The organism is Rhizobium sp. SYY.PMSO, assembly GCF_046840415.1.
GTDB lineage: Bacteria > Pseudomonadota > Alphaproteobacteria > Rhizobiales > Rhizobiaceae > Rhizobium.
Genome location: NZ_CP177349.1, coordinates 741747 through 760480 on the forward strand (window position 1 = coordinate 741747; position 18734 = coordinate 760480).

The 18734-nt window shown below is 61.2% G+C and carries 23 protein-coding genes; 11 read left to right on the forward strand and 12 right to left on the reverse strand.

Annotated elements, in window-relative coordinates; genetic code table 11:
* Positions 1-18: 18 nt before the first annotated feature.
* The 6 genes from lepB to recO all read left to right on the forward strand — a co-directional run bounded on the left by lepB (position 19) and on the right by recO (position 4825).
* Positions 19-765, forward strand: a complete 747-nt coding sequence (lepB, locus tag ACJJVH_RS03600) for a signal peptidase I (protein WP_112797054.1) — start codon at positions 19-21, stop codon at positions 763-765.
* A complete protein-coding gene (gene rnc, locus ACJJVH_RS03605) occupies positions 762-1481 on the forward strand; it encodes a ribonuclease III (protein ID WP_113385188.1) in 720 nt (239 codons plus the stop codon). Before lepB ends, rnc begins: the two co-directional genes overlap by 4 nt.
* Before the next feature lie 22 nt (positions 1482-1503).
* Positions 1504-2448 (forward strand): GTPase Era, encoded by a 945-nt coding sequence (gene era / locus ACJJVH_RS03610; RefSeq protein WP_112797058.1) that lies wholly within the window; start codon positions 1504-1506, stop codon positions 2446-2448.
* Positions 2449-2533: 85 nt separating this feature from the next.
* Positions 2534-3286, forward strand: coding sequence for a Crp/Fnr family transcriptional regulator (locus tag ACJJVH_RS03615; protein ID WP_112797060.1), 753 nt, complete (start codon positions 2534-2536; stop codon positions 3284-3286).
* A 191-nt stretch (positions 3287-3477) separates the two neighbouring features.
* Positions 3478-3987, forward strand: coding sequence for a response regulator (locus ACJJVH_RS03620; RefSeq protein ID WP_412064760.1), 510 nt, complete (start codon positions 3478-3480; stop codon positions 3985-3987).
* A gap of 58 nt (positions 3988-4045) precedes the next feature.
* The gene (recO, locus tag ACJJVH_RS03625; protein ID WP_113391888.1) at positions 4046-4825 is read left to right on the forward strand and encodes a DNA repair protein RecO; all 780 of its coding nucleotides are present in this window, start codon (positions 4046-4048) and stop codon (positions 4823-4825) included.
* A 116-nt stretch (positions 4826-4941) separates the two neighbouring features.
* Here the strand turns inward: recO and ACJJVH_RS03630 are convergent, their stop codons facing one another.
* From ACJJVH_RS03630 to ACJJVH_RS03645, 4 genes are all read right to left on the reverse strand, one after another.
* The gene (locus ACJJVH_RS03630) at positions 4942-5895 is read right to left on the reverse strand and encodes a DUF4375 domain-containing protein (RefSeq protein ID WP_412064761.1); all 954 of its coding nucleotides are present in this window, start codon (positions 5893-5895) and stop codon (positions 4942-4944) included.
* A gap of 329 nt (positions 5896-6224) precedes the next feature.
* Positions 6225-7073 (reverse strand): MOSC domain-containing protein, encoded by an 849-nt coding sequence (locus ACJJVH_RS03635; RefSeq protein ID WP_412064762.1) that lies wholly within the window; start codon positions 7071-7073, stop codon positions 6225-6227.
* A 9-nt stretch (positions 7074-7082) separates the two neighbouring features.
* Positions 7083-7736, reverse strand: a complete 654-nt coding sequence (locus ACJJVH_RS03640; protein ID WP_412064763.1) for an HD domain-containing protein — start codon at positions 7734-7736, stop codon at positions 7083-7085.
* 171 nt (positions 7737-7907) lie between these two features.
* Positions 7908-10682 (reverse strand): DUF2339 domain-containing protein, encoded by a 2775-nt coding sequence (locus ACJJVH_RS03645; RefSeq protein ID WP_412065126.1) that lies wholly within the window; start codon positions 10680-10682, stop codon positions 7908-7910.
* A 293-nt stretch (positions 10683-10975) separates the two neighbouring features.
* On the opposite strand from ACJJVH_RS03645, the gene ACJJVH_RS03650 reads away from it, so the two are divergent.
* The 3 genes from ACJJVH_RS03650 (at position 10976) to ACJJVH_RS03660 (ending at position 12903) form a co-directional block, all read left to right on the forward strand.
* The gene (locus ACJJVH_RS03650; protein ID WP_112797070.1) at positions 10976-11317 is read left to right on the forward strand and encodes a hypothetical protein; all 342 of its coding nucleotides are present in this window, start codon (positions 10976-10978) and stop codon (positions 11315-11317) included.
* Positions 11318-11468: 151 nt separating this feature from the next.
* Positions 11469-11975, forward strand: a complete 507-nt coding sequence (locus ACJJVH_RS03655; protein ID WP_113358245.1) for a superoxide dismutase family protein — start codon at positions 11469-11471, stop codon at positions 11973-11975.
* A gap of 292 nt (positions 11976-12267) precedes the next feature.
* Positions 12268-12903, forward strand: coding sequence for an EF-hand domain-containing protein (locus ACJJVH_RS03660; RefSeq protein WP_412064764.1), 636 nt, complete (start codon positions 12268-12270; stop codon positions 12901-12903).
* 68 nt (positions 12904-12971) lie between these two features.
* Here ACJJVH_RS03660 and ACJJVH_RS03665 read toward each other — a convergent pair whose 3' ends face one another.
* The 7 genes from ACJJVH_RS03665 to ACJJVH_RS03695 form a co-directional block, all read right to left on the reverse strand.
* On the reverse strand, positions 12972-13490 hold the full coding sequence (locus tag ACJJVH_RS03665; RefSeq protein ID WP_113370268.1) for a tyrosine phosphatase family protein: 519 nt from the start codon (positions 13488-13490) through the stop codon (positions 12972-12974).
* Positions 13487-14104, reverse strand: coding sequence for an HD domain-containing protein (locus ACJJVH_RS03670; protein ID WP_112797076.1), 618 nt, complete (start codon positions 14102-14104; stop codon positions 13487-13489). Before ACJJVH_RS03670 ends, ACJJVH_RS03665 begins: the two co-directional genes overlap by 4 nt.
* Positions 14101-14940: a YgfZ/GcvT domain-containing protein gene (locus ACJJVH_RS03675; RefSeq protein ID WP_412064765.1), complete on the reverse strand. Its 840-nt coding sequence runs from the start codon at positions 14938-14940 to the stop codon at positions 14101-14103. The genes ACJJVH_RS03670 and ACJJVH_RS03675 overlap by 4 nt, the downstream gene beginning before the upstream one ends.
* 73 nt (positions 14941-15013) lie before the next feature.
* Positions 15014-15763 carry a hypothetical protein gene (locus ACJJVH_RS03680; RefSeq protein ID WP_112797079.1) on the reverse strand — a complete coding sequence of 250 codons (750 nt, stop codon included), beginning with the start codon at positions 15761-15763 and terminating at the stop codon, positions 15014-15016.
* A gap of 15 nt (positions 15764-15778) precedes the next feature.
* Positions 15779-16036, reverse strand: coding sequence for a hypothetical protein (locus ACJJVH_RS03685; RefSeq protein WP_034507811.1), 258 nt, complete (start codon positions 16034-16036; stop codon positions 15779-15781).
* A 104-nt stretch (positions 16037-16140) separates the two neighbouring features.
* The gene (locus ACJJVH_RS03690) at positions 16141-16575 is read right to left on the reverse strand and encodes a TIGR02301 family protein (protein WP_412064766.1); all 435 of its coding nucleotides are present in this window, start codon (positions 16573-16575) and stop codon (positions 16141-16143) included.
* 95 nt (positions 16576-16670) lie between these two features.
* Positions 16671-17090, reverse strand: coding sequence for an NUDIX domain-containing protein (locus ACJJVH_RS03695; protein ID WP_113391892.1), 420 nt, complete (start codon positions 17088-17090; stop codon positions 16671-16673).
* Positions 17091-17251: 161 nt separating this feature from the next.
* Here ACJJVH_RS03695 and ACJJVH_RS03700 point away from each other — a divergent pair, with 161 nt between their 5' ends.
* A complete protein-coding gene (locus ACJJVH_RS03700; RefSeq protein ID WP_112797083.1) occupies positions 17252-17572 on the forward strand; it encodes a YnfA family protein in 321 nt (106 codons plus the stop codon).
* A gap of 43 nt (positions 17573-17615) precedes the next feature.
* Positions 17616-18380 (forward strand): SOS response-associated peptidase, encoded by a 765-nt coding sequence (locus ACJJVH_RS03705; RefSeq protein ID WP_113358133.1) that lies wholly within the window; start codon positions 17616-17618, stop codon positions 18378-18380.
* Between the two features lie 67 nt (positions 18381-18447).
* Here ACJJVH_RS03705 and ACJJVH_RS03710 read toward each other — a convergent pair whose 3' ends face one another.
* A complete protein-coding gene (locus ACJJVH_RS03710) occupies positions 18448-18588 on the reverse strand; it encodes a hypothetical protein (RefSeq protein WP_412064767.1) in 141 nt (46 codons plus the stop codon).
* Positions 18589-18734 lie beyond the last annotated feature (146 nt).

Here is an 18734-nt window from a genome sequence, read left to right on the forward strand (position 1 = left end):
AAAAAGGAATAAGACTGCGTGTCCGAGAAAGCCGTAAAACAGCAGAACGCCCTGTGGGAGAATATCAAGGTCATCGTTCAGGCACTGATCCTGGCCATGATCATCCGCACGGTTCTCTTTCAGCCATTCACCATCCCGTCCGGCTCGATGATGCCGACGCTGCTTGTCGGCGATTATATTTTCGTCAACAAGTTCGCCTATGGCTATTCGAAATACTCGCTGCCGTTCTCGCCGGATCTGTTCAGCGGCCGTATCTTCGGCAGCGAGCCGAAGCGCGGCGATGTGGTGGTGTTCCGCTTCCCGCCCAATCCGGATGTAGACTATATCAAACGCGTGATCGGCCTGCCGGGCGATCGCATTCAGGTCAAGAACGACATTCTCTACATCAACGGCCAGGCCGTTCCGCGCGAACCGCACGGCACGTTCTCCTCGGATTACAGCCAGGAGCCGGGCGACAATATCCCCGTCTATAGCGAACGCCTGCCGGATACGGGCAAGGTTTTCGATACGTTGGATCTTTCGCCGAATTCCCGTGGCGACAATACGCAGGAATATGTCGTCCCGCCGGACCACTATTTCATGATGGGCGACAATCGCGATAATTCCGACGACAGCCGTTTCGACGTCGGCTATGTGCCCGCCGAAAATCTCATTGGCCGTGCCAGCATCATCTTCTTTTCGCTGGGTCACGACACGTCGTTCCGCGAAGTCTGGAAATGGCCGGCCAACATGCGTTGGGATCGCCTCTTCAAGGTTGTCGAATGACGAGGGTGCAGACGCTCTCCCCGGCGGATCGTGCCAGGCTTGAGGCCGCGATAGGATACGAATTCGTCGAGAAGGAGCGTCTCGACTGGGCGCTGACGCATGCCAGCGCCCGCACCCACAAGACTGGCAACTACGAGCGGCTTGAATTTCTCGGTGACAGGGTTCTCGGCCTCTGCATCGCCGAGTTGCTGTTCAAGACCTTCGTCACGGCGACGGAAGGCGAGCTTTCGGTGCGCCTGAACCAGCTTGTCAGCGCCGAAACCTGCGCCGAAGTCGCAGACGAGATGCAGCTGCATCTTTACATCCGCACCGGCGCCGACGTGAAGAAGCTGACGGGCAAGCGCATGCTCAATGTGCGTGCGGACGTCGTCGAAAGCCTGATTGCCGCGCTTTATCTGGATGGCGGGCTTGAGGTCGGCCGCCGGTTCATCCTGCGTTACTGGGAGCGCCGCGCCATCCGGCCGGACGGCGCAAGACGCGACGCCAAGACGGAATTGCAGGAATGGGCGCATGCGAAATTCGGCGTCACCCCTGTCTACAGGGTTGATGATCGCAGCGGACCGGATCATGATCCTCGCTTCACGGTGACGGTGGAAGTGGCAGGCACGGCGCCCGAGACGGGAATTGAACGCTCCAAGCGCGCTGCCGAGCAGATGGCCGCGACGCGGGTTTTGGAGCGCGAAGGTGTATGGCAGCCTCAGCCGACTGAGAAATGACTGCCTGGAAACGACGGAAAAGATGACCAATCAAGAAAATACGCCCGCCGATGACGGCGCGGTTGAACATAGTGGCCCGACCCATTCGGGTTTCGTGGCCCTCATCGGCCCGACCAATGCCGGCAAGTCGACGCTGGTCAACCGGCTCGTCGGTGCGAAGGTTTCGATCGTCAGCCATAAGGTGCAGACGACGCGCGCGATCGTGCGCGGCATCGCCATTCACAACAATGCGCAGATCGTCTTCATGGACACGCCCGGTATCTTCAGGCCGCGTCGCCGTCTCGACCGTGCCATGGTGACGTCGGCCTGGGGCGGGGCCAAGGATGCGGATCTCATCATGCTGCTGATCGACAGCGAGCGTGGCTTGCGCGGAGACGCGGAAGCCATTCTGGAAGGCCTGAAAGATGTACCCCAGCCGAAGATCCTCGTTCTCAACAAGATCGACCGCGTCCGCCGCGAGGATCTGCTGGCGCTGGCCGCCGCCGCCAACGAGAAGATCGCCTTCGAGCAGACCTTCATGATCTCGGCGGAGAACGGCTCCGGCTGCGACGACGTCATGGATTATCTGGCAAAGGCCCTGCCGGAAGGTCCATGGTACTATCCGGAGGATCAGATTTCGGATCTGCCGATGCGGCAGCTCGCCGCCGAAATCACCCGCGAAAAGCTGTTTCTGCGCCTGCATCAGGAGCTCCCTTATTCCTCGCATGTCGAGACGGAGAAGTGGGAGGAGCGCAAGGACGGCTCGGTGCGCATCGAGCAGGTGATCTATGTCGAGCGCGAAAGTCAGAAGAAAATCGCACTCGGCAAGGGTGGCGAGGCGATCAAGGCGATCTCGACGGCATCGCGCAAGGAGCTTTCCGAAATTCTGGAGCAGCCCGTCCACCTTTTCCTCTTCGTCAAGGTTCGCGAAAATTGGGGAGATGACCCCGAGCGCTTCCGGGAAATGGGGCTGGATTTCCCGCATTAATGGAACTTTGCTGCCCTGAGCGCTTTATATTGCAGCGGTTTGTCGGGCGGGTCGCTTGTGCCGCCGCAACTCAGGGGAGCATTTCATGGCGAAGACCGCGACGATGCATGGGCAGCGCACACCTTGCCAACACTGTCCTTTACGGTCTCTGCCGCATTTCCGGGAATTCGAGCGCGATGAGCTGAATTTCATCAGCTCCTTCAAGAAGGGCGAACTTCTTGTCGATGCCGGTGCGACGATCTTTCTCGAAGGCACGCACAGCGCTCACCTCTTCACGATCCTCTCCGGCTGGGGCTTTCGCTACAAGACGCTGGAAGACGGCCGCCGGCAGATCCTGAACTATGTGATGCCGGGCGATCTCATCGGCCTGCAGGGTTCCATCATGGGCGAGATGCAGCATTCGACCGAAGCGCTCTCGCCGATATCGCTTTGCGTGTTCGAGCGCACGGAATTGATGACGCTCTACAACTCGCATCCCTCGCTTGCCTTCGATCTGACCTGGATCGCATCGCGCGAAGAGCGAATTCTGGATGAACATCTGCTCAGCATCGGGCGCCGGTCGGCGGTCGAGCGAGCCGCCTATCTCATCGCATATCTGCATCAGCGCGCCAGCGCCCTCCAGCTGTTCAACGGCCGCAAGGTCATTCCGATCACGCAGCAGCATGTCGCCGACACGCTCGGCCTTTCCGTCGTTCATACCAATAAGACATTGAAAAAGCTGGCGGCACGAGGGTTGCTTGTCTGGCAGGAGCGAGGCTGCGAGGTTCTGGACGGAAACGGTCTGGCCGAGCTTGCCGGCTGGGACGGGCTCGATTCGGGCAAGCGCCCCTTCATTTGAGTGCCCTTCATCATGCAAATGGCATGTCTTTTTTAAATGCTGACGGCACCTGTATCAGCATAGATTACTGTCATCGTCACTTTTCTACCAGTTTCACCTTTTACTAACCGCGGCGGCAAAAGCGATTGGAGCACGCTGACGAGCCCGTAGTGCCGCAGTGCAAAAAGTGCGAAGCGGTAAGAAGGCAGGGCATGTTGCAAAAGACTGCGCCAATACGAATGGGGAAAGCCATTCATTCAATACGGGCCGATGATTGGCGCCGGAGGGATCGATGTGGGACTTTTTACGGGGCGCGCCAACCGGCGCACACATGCAAGGATGGCGTTGATATGACGTTTCAGCGCGTCCTTATTCTTGAGGACAATCTCATTATCGCTATGGAGGCGGAGGAAATTCTGCACCTCGTGGGAATACAGCAAGTTGAGATTGCGTCGAATCTGGAGCAGGCGGTTAACGCCATTCATTCCGAACATTATGATTTTGCGATGCTGGACGTGAATCTCGGGGAGTCGACGAGCTTCGGCTTTGCCCGGTTATTGATGGAGCGCGGCATCTCTTTCGGCTTCGTCAGCGGTTATTCCGATACGCTCGACTTCCCGGCTGATCTGCGGCATGTGCCGCTTTTGAACAAGCCTTTCGATGAGGCGGCCATGCGCCTCTTCGTCCAGATACTGGCCGGCGGCAGTTCTTCCGCCATGTGACAGCCGCAGTCATTTGTCCTAAACTCGAATCGCAACATCATTTCGAGGCAACCGGCCGATGCAGTGGCAGGACCACGCGATTATCCTCGGCGTCAAGCGCCTCGGCGAGACCAGTGTCGTCGCCGAGGTGATGACGCGCGCCCGCGGCCGCCACATGGGGCTGGTGCGTTCCGGCCGCTCCCGCTCCATGCAGCCGGTGCTGCAGGCCGGCAATCTCGTCGAAGTGACATGGCGTGCGAGGCTGCACGAGCATCTCGGCGAATTTCGCATGGAACCCGTCACGCTCAGGGCGGCGCGGCTGATGGAAACCGCAACCGCCGTCTATGGTGTGCAGGCGATGGCCGCGCTGCTGCGCCTGCTGCCGGAGCGGGACCCGCATCCGCATCTCTATGACGCCCTCGATGTCATCCTGGAAAACCTGCAGAACCCCGCCGATGCCGGTGAACTTTTCGTGCGCTTCGAGCTCGCTGTGCTGAACGATCTTGGTTTCGGTCTCGATCTGACCGAATGTGCGGCAACCGGCGTGCGTGAGGACCTGGCTTTCGTTTCGCCAAAGTCCGGGCGGGCCGTTTGTCGGGCGGCCGGCATGCCCTGGGCCGACAAGATGCTGACCCTGCCGCCGTTTCTCGCGAGCGGAGCGATGATCGCCGCGGATGGCGAAAGCCTCGCCGCCGCGTTCCGCCTGACCGGTTTCTTCCTGCATCGCCACGTATACGAGCCGCGCGGCATCGAGATCGCCGCCGCGCGCGAGGGCTTTATTCAAGCTGCGATGAAGGCTATGCGTTCGGCGTCGGAAGCACGGCCGGCAAGCCCGGCCGCAATGGCGATCGAACGTTAGAGCCATTCCAGGAAAATTGCGCGGCGGTTTTCCGTCCGGAATCGCGTAGAAACAAAGAGATAGAGCGGTCCAGCGGCTCCGTGAAACCGGAACCGGTCCAGCGCCGCCCGATCGCTTCAGTTTGGAAGAATCCCCTGCTTTCTGGCGTAGGCCGCAAGTGCCGCGGAGATGTCGTCGTTGTCGACGGCGTCGCTGAAGGAATCAAGCTTGTCATCCCAGGTGTTCCAGTCATGGTCAAAGGAAACACGACGGCGTTCTTCCGTGGAGATCGGGTAAGGCTTCGGAAACATGGCAATCGCCGTCTCGATGATCCGGGCGGTGTCGTCCTTACCCACGTCACGTAAAGCCTGTGGAACATATTCTGCGAAGGCACCGCTGGAATTGTAGAAGAACTGGTGCGTTCCGCCGTTAAAGACTTCGCCCATCAGTATGATCAGGACATAAGCGGTGCGATAGCTCGGTGGCATCGTTTCGACTTGCGCCTTGATGTCGGCGGTCGCGCCAAAGCCGGAAGGTCCCGGCAGCAACTGGTCCTGCAGGTATGACAGTCGCTGCTCGTCGGTGAGGGTCTCGCGCGCATGCTTCAATGCGGCTGCGACGACCGCATCGCGTGCGGCATAAGCCTCGACTTCAGCACGAAACACCGTCTTGCCGGCAAGCATCCTGCCAAGTTCCTTCAGCTTATTGTCAACGACCGTGGGCGGCTTTGAAAGGTCCGGCACGATGCCCTCCTGAATACGCAGGAAGCTCTGGGCGAAGAAGTCCGAGCGTACCTTGTCCTCGACCGGATAGTTTGGTCCGAAGGCCGCGATTGCTTCGGCAACGATTTTGGCACGATCGGGGAAACCGGCTTCCCGCAGGGCTGCAAGCAACTGTGGAGCCAATGTTCCGGCGGGTGCGCTGAAATAGCCGTGCAAACCTTCGGTCGAGGCGTCAAAGGTGTATTCCCCAAGCCCGAGAAGCAGCCGCAAACGCTGGATAGGCACGGGGTCGCGCTTCAATTCGGCAAGGTAGCTGTCGCGTCCGTTCGCCACCAGGAGGCCGAGGTTCGGCGGGAAGGCAAGCGCCAAGACATCGTAATCCGGAATGTGCAAGGAGGCTCCCTGAAATCGATAGCTGTCCTTCGAGGCGGCGTCCTGCGCGAGGCCCGGAGCGGCAGCCGTTGTGCCGAGGATGATGAGGGAGAGGATGTAGACGGTCGCGGCCACGAGACGATTTGGCTTTGCCGAATTTGAGCCGGTCGAGCGCAGGAGTGCCTTGATGAACACGTCGGTCTCCCCGCTCCGGCGGCTTTGTTGCGACAGTCTGCATGTTCGGCATATCGTGTCGATATGCCGGTCGCTTGTACTACTTAGGGTAATTCCTGCATCGTCAAGCGGTTGTCCTGAAGGACGCGCCGTTATCTGCGCTTGAGCGCCCAGCCTTCCGACCGCTCTTCGAGCACCTTCACCGTATCGCCGATCTTCACCGTGCCTTCGCCGCGCGGCACGACATTCCAGCCGAAGAGCGGGCCGGGGACGCGCCGGTCGGCCGACATGCGGATGCGGCCCATCGCGGGCATGGGGTTCGGCACGTCGCGCGAGCCGGTCCGCTGGTCTTGCGTCGTCATGATGCAGCGCGCGCAGGGTTTGACGAGATCGAGGCGAATGCCGCCGATTTCAATGGCAGCCCAGCGATCCTCCGGCCATTCCTCATCGATATCGATGACGATATTCGGACGGAAACGCTCCATGCCGACGGCCCCCTCGCCATGAGCGGCGAGATTGGCATTGAGTGCCTTCAGCGAGCCGGTCGTCGTGATGAGGATCTGGTATCCGTCGGCGAAGGTGACGGGCGTGTCCTCGGCTGCCCATTCCGGGCTGGCGACGCGCTTGGCAAGCCGGTCGAAGAACACCATCCTGATCTCGCGCCCCAGCCAGTTCGACAGTGCCTTGTTGGTTTCCTCGTCCGCAACGGAAGCGCTGACTTCGGACTTCCAGACGACGACGTCCATGCGATTTTCGGGGTGCGGCGGCGGGACGATAATGTCAGCCTTGCCATCCATCTTCAGCCGCAGGTGGGAGGGGGCGGGCTGGATATCGATCCGGGCCAGATCCTGCAGCTCGCGCTGCGTGAAGAAGTGGCCGGAAGGATCGACCAGCATGGCACGGCGATCTCCGGCGAGACCGAAGGCATCGATGGCGGCTGAGGGGATGGCGATGCCGCGCGCGCTCTTGAGTGGGTAGATGAAGAGATCGCTGACGTGCATGGATGACCCTCAGATTTCGTCGATGAACATTGCCAGCACGCTTTTCAACCGGTCATGCCGTGCTTCGGCAAACTTGCGTCCGGTCCCTGTCTGGAAACCGTCCGCCAGTTTGAACAGCTTTGTCTCGAAATGGTCAATGGCGAAGCGTTTGTCATCGAGCGGCCGCTCGGCCGCCAACGGATCGAACGGATCATAGAGGCCGGAGCCGAGCCGCCCGGCAATGTAGAAACAGCGCGCCGCCCCGACCATGCCGATGGCATCCAGCCGGTCGGCGTCCTGCAGGATTTTCGCCTCCAGCGTTTCAGGCGGCAGGTTGGCAGAAAAGCTATGCGTGGTGATGGCATGCGCTGCGGACGCGATGTCCTCTTGCGCCCATCCGAGCTGCCGCAGAATGCCCGCGGCCTTTTCGGCGGCCAGCCGTGATGCCTGCGCGCGATGCGGCGAATTCTTCTCCACGGCAACGCAATCATGCAGCAGCACCGCGGCGGCGAGAATGCGCGCATTGCCGCCTTCTTCGGCCTGGATGGCCATGGCGTTGCGGAAGACGCGCAGAATATGGGCAATATCGTGCGAGCCGTCGTCGCCATCGGCGGCATGGGGGATCAGATCCGCAGCCAGGGCTTCGAACGGGGCAAAGGCCCGCGCCATCTTGTGGATATCCATGATCGTATTCGCTCCGGATTGATCTTTCGGCAGGGTCTCCTCCCAGAGCATGTCGCACAAAAACACGCCGCCGCCCTGCAATAACGGCGCGCAGCAATGAAGGACCTGAAACTCTGGAGCGAATCTGAGAGATCGCGTCGAAATTTTAGCGAGCGAAGGGATTCGCTGCAATCATTCCGTCGCTTTCTTTCGCGTCAGGATCTTCTGGTAGAACAGGCCGATTCCGATCAGCACGGCGCCGAGGCCGATGAAGGAGAGGGCGCGCAGGAAGCCTTCGAGGTGCGCCATGTCGATGAGGAAGGCCTTGACGACGGCAATGGAAACCAGTGCCGCCGAGGCGATGCGCAGGCTGCGTGCCTCGAAGCGGGTGCCGAGTCCGAGAAGGGCGATGCCGATCAGCAGCCAGACGACGGAATAGGAATAGAGCTCGCCCTGGATGAAGCCGTTCCAGAAGGGAATATATTCGCCTTGCCAGAAACGGCGCACCGACAACGTCGCCCAGGCGAAAGCCATCACGGCCGCTGCCAGGGCCAGCATGGCGACATAGGGCAGCGGCCGTCGATTGCGCGCATAGAGCGCCAGCCCGCCGTAGGCAATCGCCGGCAGGAGATAGGCGAGCAGCAGCAGATTGAAGAGAGGAATGCGCCCCGTGCTCTCGCCCGTCACGAACGGGTTCAGTCCCAACAGATGCAGGGCAAGGATCATGGCGACGGAGGCAGCTCCCAGCGCCATGCCGCCGTAGCGGAAGACGGGGCTTGCCGCGCTGAGATCGAGCGCCATCAGCGTTGCGGAGGCGCCGATCGCCAGCAGCGTGTAGATCGATTGTTCGCCGAGCGTCGGAGCGGCGTCATTCAGGACGCCCCCGTTCATGGCATGACGCACGAGGATGGCGATGGGCAGCAGCGCGAGGAAGCAGGCAAGTGCCTGCAAGGCGTTGCGCAGCCGAAGGCTCGGCGATCGGCGGGTGATGAACGCTGCACAGACGGCGAGGGCCGCCGGTATGCCGTAACCGGCAAGCAGCATGTTGAAGACCGGTGTCGTGCCGAGACTTGCCGGATCGACGATCATCGGCTGCCAGGCGATGCGCCCCATGGTGACGATCAATGCGGCCACCATGGCCCAGGGCAGAACGGGCCAGCTGCGCAGACGTCCCGCCAGCAGGTAAGCGATACCCAGAACAGGCAGCAGGATCGTGGCCGTGGCATGATGCGTCAGCGTATGCAGGGCGAAGACCGCTGCGGCGAAGGAGCCGGCGGCAAGAATGTTCGTCGGCAGGTTCCGCGCGTCGCTTTCGCAGCGATATTGCCACTCGGCCAGCGCGATCAGCACGATAGCCAAGCCGATGCCGTAAAGGCCATGCAGCCAGTCGAGTGTCCAGTTGCCGAAATTGACGAAGCTGATTGTGGCGATCGCCAGCGGCGTGGCGGCCATGACCAGGCACCAGAGCGCGGCATAGGGCTTCTCGTCCCTGGCGAAGCGCCTGAGAAAGAAGGCGCCGATCAGCACGAATATGGCGCCGAGGCCGAGCAGTTCATAGACCACGCTGCTCTGCAGGCTGACGGTGCCGTCCGTGGCGCCGGGTTCGATCCCCGCGATCCAGTTTGTCAGGACGCCGGACGCACCGACGACGGCAATGGCCGCAGACAGGATTGTTGCCCAGCTTGCGTAAAGGCGGCCGGCGCCGAAGGCCGCAACGGACGCAACGATGGCCGCGAACATGAATGTCGCGTCGGCGATGGGATATCCATATTCAAGAGCGTAGGCGAGCAGGCCGAGCGACACCGTGAGCGCGCCGACCGATGCCGTCAGCGTCATGCCGAGCGGCGCTCTGGCGAGAAACGCCGCCCATTGGCCGATAGCATGCTGCGGCTGGGGCATGTCGTCGACCGGCGCCGCATCCGCTTCCCTATTCTCCCTTACGGGCTCCGGGATCGGGTAGTGTCCCGGCCAGAGGAAGATCGTGCCGCCGATCATCGCAAGCATGGAAAGCGTGACCGGCGTCAGGTCAGGGGCCGGACTGAAGGTGATGTAGAGCAGGGGCCAGAGGCTGAGCAGCCCGTTTGCAAAGGACGGCGCAATCAGCCAGTGGCGCAGGCGCGACGCCGATTGGGTCGCAAGCCAGGTGAGCGTGAGATAGCCGAAGAGAATCCAGGGCTTCGGCGAGGTCGAGGCGATAAGGGCAGGGGTTGTCATCGACGCCAGCAGGCCGAGGCCGGCGAGGGCCTGTCCGTGCAGCAGCGAGAGCCCGAGGGTGGCGAGCGAGATCAGGGCCAGCAGAACGAACGCCGTGGCGGGTCCGATGAAGCCATAGATGCCATGTGCCGCATAGGTGGAGCCGAACAGGGCAACGACGCCGGCAGCCGTCAGCACGCCGGGGATCATCGCGTTCTGGAAGGCGTTGCTCAGGACCGGCGAGGCGCGGCGGCGGATCACTTCTCCCGCGGCAACCAGCGCAAGGCCGAAGAGCGCTGCAAGGACGAGCCGGATCCCGGGGCTGAGGAGGCCGCTCTCGATCGAATATTTGACCATGAAGATTCCGCCGAGCGCCAGCGCTATGCCGCCGACCCACACGGCCCAGCGTGCGCCGATCGTGCTCTCCAGGCTTTCTTTCGCCGGGGCGGCTTCCGGGCCTGCAATCGGCGCAATCGCAATATCGTCCTCGAATGTATCGCCGATCTCGCGCGCGGCGACGGCGGGCCTGTCGACACCGGCTGCGGGAGCTTCCTCGAGCGCGGCGTGTTGCGGTTCGTCTTCGACAGGCTGTTCGGCGGCAGTAACCGCCAAATCCGTCGTGGATATCGATTCGCCCGCGTCCGCTGTCGGGATCTTGCCGGCGAGCGCGTTCTGCAGCTCCTGAACGCGCACTTCCAGCCGCTTTATCCTCTGGTTGTATCCTCGCAGCACCAGAATGCCGACAACCAGGATAACGAGCGGTAGCAATTCCATCATGTCTTCTCCGTGGACGACGCGCCGCACCATATACGAAATGCGCCGCCGGGTAAGGACAGATAGTCAGATTAGCCTATGATTCCAGGGGATTATGTCGAATTGCCTCATGCAGGGCGCAGAAATAATATTAGGAAACCTGGATTTACCGATTGGAAACTATGGTTAATTGCCATTAACAATTCGTCTTTACGGACGGCGCGAAGCAGCTTAAGAGCATCTCACAGTTTAGCTCTGAATGTATTGCGTACAAACGACGTCGCATGAGGCGGCTCCTACCACAGGAGGTTTGTATGTCCCATGTTTCTTCCATATCCGCCAGCTCCTATCCGTATCGCGGCACTCTTTCGCGCCTCGATTCGAATGGCGATGGCGTGCTGAGCCGTGAGGAGCGCGAAGCGGACGAGCGCCCCGGCATTCTCGAAGCCGATGACACCGAAGGCAGCGGTGCCGACGGTTCCAACAGCGCATTGGGCGGCCTGATGGCCAAGCTCATGCAATTGCCGGGCGCCGGCACGGCCTCCGGCGCCAAGTCGCAGGAAACCAACGTCGCTTTCGATCTGGATCTGCTTTCGCCGATGGATGCCTACAACAGCACCTACGGCCAGTATGATGCAGACAGCATAGCGGCCTGAGACACGCTGTTGCCTGCTGATATCGGCGGCTTGCCGGGAGACCGGCGGGCTGCGTTATCGTTTTGATATAGGCTCATTTTTCGCGATTGTCGGAACACTCATGCCTGTCATGCGTTGGGCTTTGGCCACGCAGAACAGGGAGGGACGTTCCATGAAACGGATAATGATCGCCACGATTCTTGCTCTCGCCGCAGCCATGCCGGCCGCAGCACAAAGCCAAAGCACCGCCACGGCGGATTTTGTCGGCCTCGATGGCAAGCAGGCGGGACGGGCGACACTGACCGAAGGGAAGAAGGGCGTATTGATAGAGATGGAAGTCTCCGGCATGCCGGCCAATCGCTGGGTCGCCTTTCATATTCACGAAAACAGCAGCTGCGACCATACGCATGGATTCGAATCCGCCGGCGGCCATTTCAATCCCACCAAGGCAGAGCACGGCTTTCTTGCCGCCAAGGGACCGCATGCCGGCGACATGCCCAACCAATATGTCGATCAGGACGGCAAGCTGCGCGCCCAGGTCTTCAACGGCATGGTATCGCTGAACGGCAAGAATGGCATTCGCGGCCGCACGCTGATGATCCATGCCGAGTCCGACGACTATCGCAGCCAGCCCGTCGGCGGCGCCGGCAAGCGTCTGGCATGTGCCGTTATTCATTAGGCGGCTCCAGGAAGCTGGACCGCTCTGGGAGCGATGAGCGAAATCGGTGATTCGGCCCATCGGACCGCGCGGTGCCAAGCAGCGGTTGTCCCGGCTGCATGAACGCCCACCGGCAATATGATTCGACGCCTGTCAATTATGGTTAATGGTGAATTAACAACGATCTTCAATCGGTAGGACGAAGCGGTCTATCCTGCCGGCAGATGACTAAGCGTGCCGGGGTCGATTGAACACGCGATGGCATTTGCCGCAGGAGATCAGGATGAGTGGGGTTTCTTCAATTGGAAGCAGCATGACGGCTGCCTCGTACAGTCCCCTGGATAAAAATCAGGATGGTGTCGTGGATGCTCAGGAACTGCAGGAGGCCGCGCAGTCCGGCCTTCTGTCAGCGAGCATTCTCAGCGACGAGGATAGCGACAGCAGCAGCGATCCCAGCGCGACGGATGTCTTTTCCGGCAATCTGGCATCGATGCTTTTGCAGATGCAGCAGGACAGCCAGTCGGGCAGTTCCACGTCCACCGACGGCTCGTCCGACGAGTCGCCCATGGACCAGCTCTTTGCCAGCCTCGATACCGATCAGGATGGCAAGATCACACAGGCCGAGTTCGTCGCCGGGCGTCCAACGGACATGAGCGAAAGCGATGCCGAGGACCTGTTCAAGAGCCTGGATACGCAGAATGCCGGCTCCCTGACCAAGGATCAGTTCGCCGAAGGTCTCGATGTCCTCAAGTCGTCGGATGCTTCCGCCGCCGACATGCTGTCACTGGAGCCGAGTTCAAGCGACAGCAACCCGGCGGATGCTGCGACGATAGCGCAGGATCAGGCAATGGACGTGTTCTTGAGCGGTATGCAGCAGAACCCGTCTTCGCTCTATCAGAACACCTATGGCCAGTATGATCCGGACCAGACGGATGGTGTCGCGGCCTGATCGCGGCAAGCGATTGTCATAAGAACGGAGATTGCGAAACGTGATCTCCGTTCTTGCGCTTTCTCGGCTTACCCGGCCAATGCCAGCGTGAAAGGGGCATTGCCGTCCGCATCCGCGCCGCGACCGATCTCCTTTACCGCGGCAATAAGGCGCCCGTGGCGTCCGAGCATATCGTCGCCGATGGCGACCAGCCGTGCATTCGGCGTGGCAAAGGGCGAGCTCGTGCGCAGGCGGCGCACCAGCGTCAAATCGTCCTCCTCGGGGCAAACGGCCAGGGCCGCGATCAGGGCGGCCGCCGGCGAGCGCGAGACCCCCATCCAGCAATGAATGAGCAAAGGCGCGCTGCGATCCCAGCCGGTGGCGAAATCGATGATGGCGCGAACATGCGCCTCCTGCGGGGCGATCAGGTCGCCGGTCCCGGCAAAGCTGATATCGTTCATGTTGAGCAGCAGGTGCCGGTCTGCCTTGATGACGGCCGGCCGGTGAAAGGTGTGCTCCTTGGCCATGAGGCTGATCATCTCGCAGGCGCCATGGCGAACGGCCATCTCGGCGATGCGCGCGAGCGGCGACACGACGATCCCGGTCACGCCCCGACCCTCATGGCGGCGCGCTCCGTCTCGATCGCCTCGAAGCGTTTGAGGAACAGCCGCTGCGCCTCGATTGCCGGCATGGGCTCTATCGGCAGCATCTCGCGCGTCACGTCGCGCGGCTGGCCGAAGAACTTGCGCGCTTCCGCAGGCGTGAAACCTGCCAGCAGCGTCGCCTCGAAATAGGCCGAGATCGTATCGGCCTTCTTGATCTTTTCCTTGAGCTTCGGCGCGCAATGCGGGGGCAGGGCGAAGCGGCGGTAGATTGCCGCTTCGAGCCGCTTCTCCACGACCTTGTAATCGCCGCCGACGACCGACTTGAACGGCGAGATCATGTCGCCGATCACATATTCCGGTGCGTCATGCAGCAGTGCGGCGAGCAATTCGTCGGGCGTCGCCGGATTGAGGTGGCGGAAGATCGCTTCCACCACGAGGCTGTGCTGCGCCACCGAAAAGGCATGGTCGCCCGAAGTCTGTCCGTTCCAGCGCGCGACGCGCGCAAGCCCGTGCGCGATGTCGCCAATCTCGACATCGAGCGGCGAGGGATCCAGTAGGTCGAGCCGCCGCCCGGATAGCATCCGCTGCCACGCGCGCGCGGTCTTAGCCGATATCATGCCGATGCCTCATCGGCGCTGGCCGGGAAGGAGAGGCCGGACCATGACGGCAGCGACAAGGAGACTTCCACATTGCCGGCCTGTATCGTGGTTCCCCCGGCAATGGCTTCGCCCGCCCGGTCGATGCGGACGATGGCAAGGCCGATGTCGCCTTCGGTCGAGCCGAGCGTGCCGATCGGCTTGCTGCCGGCGGTCAATTCCGTGCCGGAAGCAGGAAGTCCGGCATTGCCCTTGACGATGACGACGCGCCTGCGCGCCGTGCCGCGATGATGCATGCGGGAAACCACTTCTTGCCCGACGTAGCACCCCTTGCGGAAGCCGAGGCCGCCGTTCAAATCCATCAGCACGTCATGCGGGAACGCGTCCTGCAACGCGAAATCGCGGCCCGAGACGGCCACACCGCTGGCGATCCGCAGTTCGTCGTAAAGCGCGGCAGCGTCGCTCCCATGCTCGCCAGGGGCGCGCGTCAGCACAATTCCCGCCTTGGCGAAACGGCTATCTTCAGCGCCGCCGGTTACGGCATCACCCCAGGCGACCGTAACGCCGTTGAGGTCTTCCGCTGCGAAATCCACCTTGGCGCGCAGCCGGTACATGGTCAGCCGCTTGAGCAGGCCCTCACGCTGCGCCGTATCCGTCTCGATCAGAAAGCCGGGGCCGTCGCGCCAGATCATGAAGTCGAACAGGATCTTGCCTTGCGGCGTGAGCAATGCGCCAGGACGTGCCTCATCGGCGCCAAGCGACGCAAGATCGGTGGTGACGAGATTGTGTAGAAACGGTTCGGCTTCCGCGCCGGCGACACGGATGAAGGAACGCTCTTTCAGGAATACGGCTGGCATGATGAATCCGCTGATTTGGGCTATCACGCAGAGGTAGGGCCTTCAGCGGGGAACCGCAAGTTCCCCGGCCGGATCATTCGCCGGAGGTGAAGAATTTCCAGCGGCCGTCCGGCGTAATGCCGACGCGATAGAAATTATAGCCGCCGAATTCCAGCATGTCGGCGTAGTCGCCCGCCGTCACGATGCGCATCAGATCGACCTTTTCGGGCGTCGAAAGCGTCTTGATGTCCTTCTCGGCGAAATAGGGCCAGACATAGACCTCGTCGGGGGTTCCCTGGCCGACATGGGCAAAGCCGGTCGACATGATATCGAGCAGGATGGAGAGGATTTCTATGCCGTCGGGATCGCCCGAGAGGTCGTGCAGGGTCTTGATCGGGTCTTCGCCGGGATCGTCGGCCGTGACCTGGGTCTGCTTGAGACCGGCGCCGATGTTCATCAGCGGGCGAAGGCGCTCGAGATCGCCGGAAGCCGCGGCTTCCACGATCGCCGCGCGCAGCTTTCGCACCGGCTCCGGTGCCTTGTCGATGTCGAAGAGGAATTCGGTCGATTTATTCGTGTTCGAGGCGTCGCCGCTGCTCTGGCCTGCTTGCTTGTTGATCAGCGGATCGGGCATCGGCAGCGTATTGTTGGAAGGGGCTTCTAGCGCCTGCTCGATCGGCTTCTCATCCTTTTGCTGCGCGGATTGTGCTGCGCTCTTGGCCTGCGGATTGAGCTGGGAGAAGGCAAGGGCGGGCAATGGCGAAACGGTGCTGGCCAAAGCCAAGGTTACGGCAGCAAACGAGGCAATGGAACAGGAAAGCGCATTGCCTGGAAACATACGCATGGCAATCTCTGATTGTTATTGCAGGGTTCGGTTTGGAGAGAATTCACCCGCGAGCATGCGTTCGCGCAGCGATTCGAGCAAGGCTTCCGCGCCCTGCTCGCCCTGAATGCGGATCGTCTCGCGAATCGCATGGGCAATAGCTGCATCGGCGATGATTTCCGGTTCGATACCGTCCGCCATGCCATCGGCCCAAGCTTCGTTCTGGTATTCCAGCGCTGCCTGCATCTTCTCATGGACGATCATGTCGTCGATTTCGTTCAGGCTGGTTTCCATTGTTTCTTTCCTCGAGACGTTCATGTCCTTACCACTTGCTTAACAACTTTATCAGCCTTTTCTCAAAACGACACGGCTCGCTACGAAAAGGGGTTAATAAATCGTCAATTTCCAAAGCGCGCGGTGATTTCTGTCGCCAGTGTTGCACCTTCGTTACGGTATTGCTCTTCCGCGACGAGAGCCTGCGTCGTGCAATTCGTGTAAACCGATGCGAAGGACCGATATCCACGGTTGAATGCGGCTGTCAGCCTTTCCTTGCGTTCCGGCTCTCTTTTGGTTTCCGTATCGAGCAGCTGCTGCATGTCGCCCCGCCAGCCGTCTTCCCGCGTCGGGCTGCAGAGATTGCGCAAATAGTCGATGGACCCGAGAATTTCAGCAAGCCGGGAAAGCTGCTGGTCGTAGGGTGTTGGTAGTTCCGCATTCCCGCCGCCGGGCGCCTGCACGGGCGGTGCGCTTGCCGCCGGCTGCGCCGCAGCGGGAAATGCTGCGGCGAGCGCCATGCAAATCAGAAGCGGTCGGCCGGGGCGGTTATGAATCATGTAACCATGTTGAACGAACAAGCATGACGGGAACAAGGCGCGGCAGGTGGTTTCCACCCCGATATTGTTCAGCATCGTTAATATCGCGGCCCGGGCTAGGGTCTTGCGGCCGCAAGTCGTTCCACGCATTCGAGCACGCTGGCGGGGGCGGGCAGGGCGCGCACCTCTTCGAGCGTGTACCAGCCGACGGCGGCCGCATCGTCGGCGGCTTCCGCGACCGCATCCTCATCGGCATCCACGAGAAAGACCGAGAGCAGGAAATGGCTCGTCAGCGTTCCGTCGGCTGCGTGGGAGCGCAGGTCATAGGTCTCGAACAGTCGCGGGTTGCGGGCAGTTATGCCGGTTTCCTCCTTGAATTCACGCAGCGCCGCATCCGCCGGCATTTCGCCTTCCTCGGCACGCCCTCCTGGAAAGGCATACATGTCCGCGGATGGCGGATTGCTGCGCAATACCAGCAGGAAGCGGCCTTTGCGTTCGAGAATGGCGGAGGAGGCTGGACGAGGAATGGAGGTCATGGATCGCTTTGCATTCGAATGAAGAGATTTACGGCGCTGGCGGGAGATCGCCAGCCTCTCACCTCTACAGGAATCGGCTCTTGCTGTCCTTCATGAAAGCCCCTTAATTCGATGTCGACGCGCGCGCCGATCCCGGTGCGTCGGATACTGGGTGAAAACGAGTGATCTACGGACTTTATGCATTGGCGGCGCTGGCCGAAATTGCCGGCTGCTTTGCATTCTGGGCATGGCTTCGTTTGGCAAAGTCGGCCTGGTGGCTCGCGCCCGGCCTGCTCTCGCTGGCGCTTTTTGCCTGGCTGCTCGCCCTGGTGCCGAGCGAGGCGGCGGGGCGCACCTTTGCCGCCTATGGCGGCGTCTATATCGTCGCCTCCATCCTCTGGCTCTGGCTGGCCGAAGGGCGTCTGCCGGACCGCTGGGATATTTCCGGCGCGGTCATCTGCCTTGCCGGCGCAGGGATCATTCTCTTTGGCCCACGCGGCTGATCTTGAACTTGACCCGCCCGCTTGAGGGTGCAAAACAGAGCCTATGTGCGGACGCTTCGCTTTGACATCGACACCGGACTACGTGGGCGAAGCGCTCGGCGTGGTGATGAACGAGGGTTTTCCGGCGCGCTACAATATCGCGCCGACGCAACCGATCCTTGTGATCGTCGCGGGCGACAGGCAGTTGCCCGGCAGCAACCTGCCGGATCGCCGCGCGCTGCTCGTGCGCTGGGGTTTTACGCCCTCCTGGGTGAAGGATCCGAAGGAATTCCCGCTGCTGATCAATGCGCGGGCGGAAACGGCGATCGGCAAGGCCTCTTTTCGCGCCGCCATGCGCCATCGACGCATCCTCGTTCCGGCATCCGGCTTTTACGAATGGCACCGCCCGTCGAAGGAAAGCGGCGAGAAGCCGCAAGCCTATTGGATTCGCCCACGCAGCGGCGGCGTCATCGCCTTTGCCGGATTGATGGAAACCTGGTCGTCGCCCGACGGTTCGGAAGTCGATACCGGCGCGATCCTGACGACGGCGGCCAACAGCGCCATTCGATCGATCCACGATCGCATGCCCGTCGTCATCAAGCCGGAAGATTTTGCCCGCTGGCTCGATTGCAAGACGCAGGAACCGCGCGACGTCCTCGATCTGATGGTGCCGGTCCAGGAGGATTTTTTCGAGGCTATCCCGGTTTCGGATCGCGTCAACAAGGTCGCGAACATGGGGCCGGACGTACAGACGCCCGTAACGCTCGATCCGGTCAGGAAGCCGCCGAAGAAACCCGACCCCGAGGATGGCCAGCTGAGCCTTCTCTAAGCGGCCGCCATTCGGCGGCCAGCGACCGGACATGTTGCCGGCCTTCGCAACCGGCCGGACGGCAATCTCAGGCGATCTTCTTCTTGAGAGGCTTGGTCTTCAGCATCAGATGGGCAGCAAGAACGGCCTTCAGGCCCAGCGGACGATAATGCTTGCTGGGGTCGATCTTTGCCTGCGGTTGTGCCGCCTGTTCTTTCTTCTGGGTCATGTTTCACTCCTCACCATGCTCCCCCGGAGCATTTCCCGGCTCAATGTCGAGTAGTGCTTTTTGTCGTAAATCATGACAAATCGAAGGCGTTTTCCAATCAGCTTTTATGAACAACGACCATATTTCGAGAGATTAGCGCCGAATCC

What these genes read in the sequence shown, in the direction of transcription:
- rnc (WP_113385188.1), top strand. Translation starts at nt 762, where the DNA reads ATGACGAGGGTGCAGACGCTCTCCCCGGCGGATCGTGCCAGGCTTGAG.
- era (WP_112797058.1), top strand. Translation starts at nt 1,504, where the DNA reads ATGACCAATCAAGAAAATACGCCCGCCGATGACGGCGCGGTTGAACAT.
- ACJJVH_RS03615 (WP_112797060.1), top strand. Translation starts at nt 2,534, where the DNA reads ATGGCGAAGACCGCGACGATGCATGGGCAGCGCACACCTTGCCAACAC.
- ACJJVH_RS03620 (WP_412064760.1), top strand. Translation starts at nt 3,478, where the DNA reads ATGTTGCAAAAGACTGCGCCAATACGAATGGGGAAAGCCATTCATTCA.
- recO (WP_113391888.1), top strand. Translation starts at nt 4,046, where the DNA reads ATGCAGTGGCAGGACCACGCGATTATCCTCGGCGTCAAGCGCCTCGGC.
- ACJJVH_RS03635 (WP_412064762.1), bottom strand. Translation starts at nt 7,073, where the DNA reads ATGCACGTCAGCGATCTCTTCATCTACCCACTCAAGAGCGCGCGCGGC.
- ACJJVH_RS03640 (WP_412064763.1), bottom strand. Translation starts at nt 7,736, where the DNA reads ATGGATATCCACAAGATGGCGCGGGCCTTTGCCCCGTTCGAAGCCCTG.
- ACJJVH_RS03645 (WP_412065126.1), bottom strand. Translation starts at nt 10,682, where the DNA reads ATGGAATTGCTACCGCTCGTTATCCTGGTTGTCGGCATTCTGGTGCTG.
- ACJJVH_RS03650 (WP_112797070.1), top strand. Translation starts at nt 10,976, where the DNA reads ATGTCCCATGTTTCTTCCATATCCGCCAGCTCCTATCCGTATCGCGGC.
- ACJJVH_RS03655 (WP_113358245.1), top strand. Translation starts at nt 11,469, where the DNA reads ATGAAACGGATAATGATCGCCACGATTCTTGCTCTCGCCGCAGCCATG.
- ACJJVH_RS03660 (WP_412064764.1), top strand. Translation starts at nt 12,268, where the DNA reads ATGACGGCTGCCTCGTACAGTCCCCTGGATAAAAATCAGGATGGTGTC.
- ACJJVH_RS03670 (WP_112797076.1), bottom strand. Translation starts at nt 14,104, where the DNA reads ATGATATCGGCTAAGACCGCGCGCGCGTGGCAGCGGATGCTATCCGGG.
- ACJJVH_RS03675 (WP_412064765.1), bottom strand. Translation starts at nt 14,940, where the DNA reads ATGCCAGCCGTATTCCTGAAAGAGCGTTCCTTCATCCGTGTCGCCGGC.
- ACJJVH_RS03680 (WP_112797079.1), bottom strand. Translation starts at nt 15,763, where the DNA reads ATGCGTATGTTTCCAGGCAATGCGCTTTCCTGTTCCATTGCCTCGTTT.
- ACJJVH_RS03685 (WP_034507811.1), bottom strand. Translation starts at nt 16,036, where the DNA reads ATGGAAACCAGCCTGAACGAAATCGACGACATGATCGTCCATGAGAAG.
- ACJJVH_RS03690 (WP_412064766.1), bottom strand. Translation starts at nt 16,575, where the DNA reads ATGATTCATAACCGCCCCGGCCGACCGCTTCTGATTTGCATGGCGCTC.
- ACJJVH_RS03695 (WP_113391892.1), bottom strand. Translation starts at nt 17,090, where the DNA reads ATGACCTCCATTCCTCGTCCAGCCTCCTCCGCCATTCTCGAACGCAAA.
- ACJJVH_RS03705 (WP_113358133.1), top strand. Translation starts at nt 17,616, where the DNA reads ATGTGCGGACGCTTCGCTTTGACATCGACACCGGACTACGTGGGCGAA.
- ACJJVH_RS03710 (WP_412064767.1), bottom strand. Translation starts at nt 18,588, where the DNA reads ATGACCCAGAAGAAAGAACAGGCGGCACAACCGCAGGCAAAGATCGAC.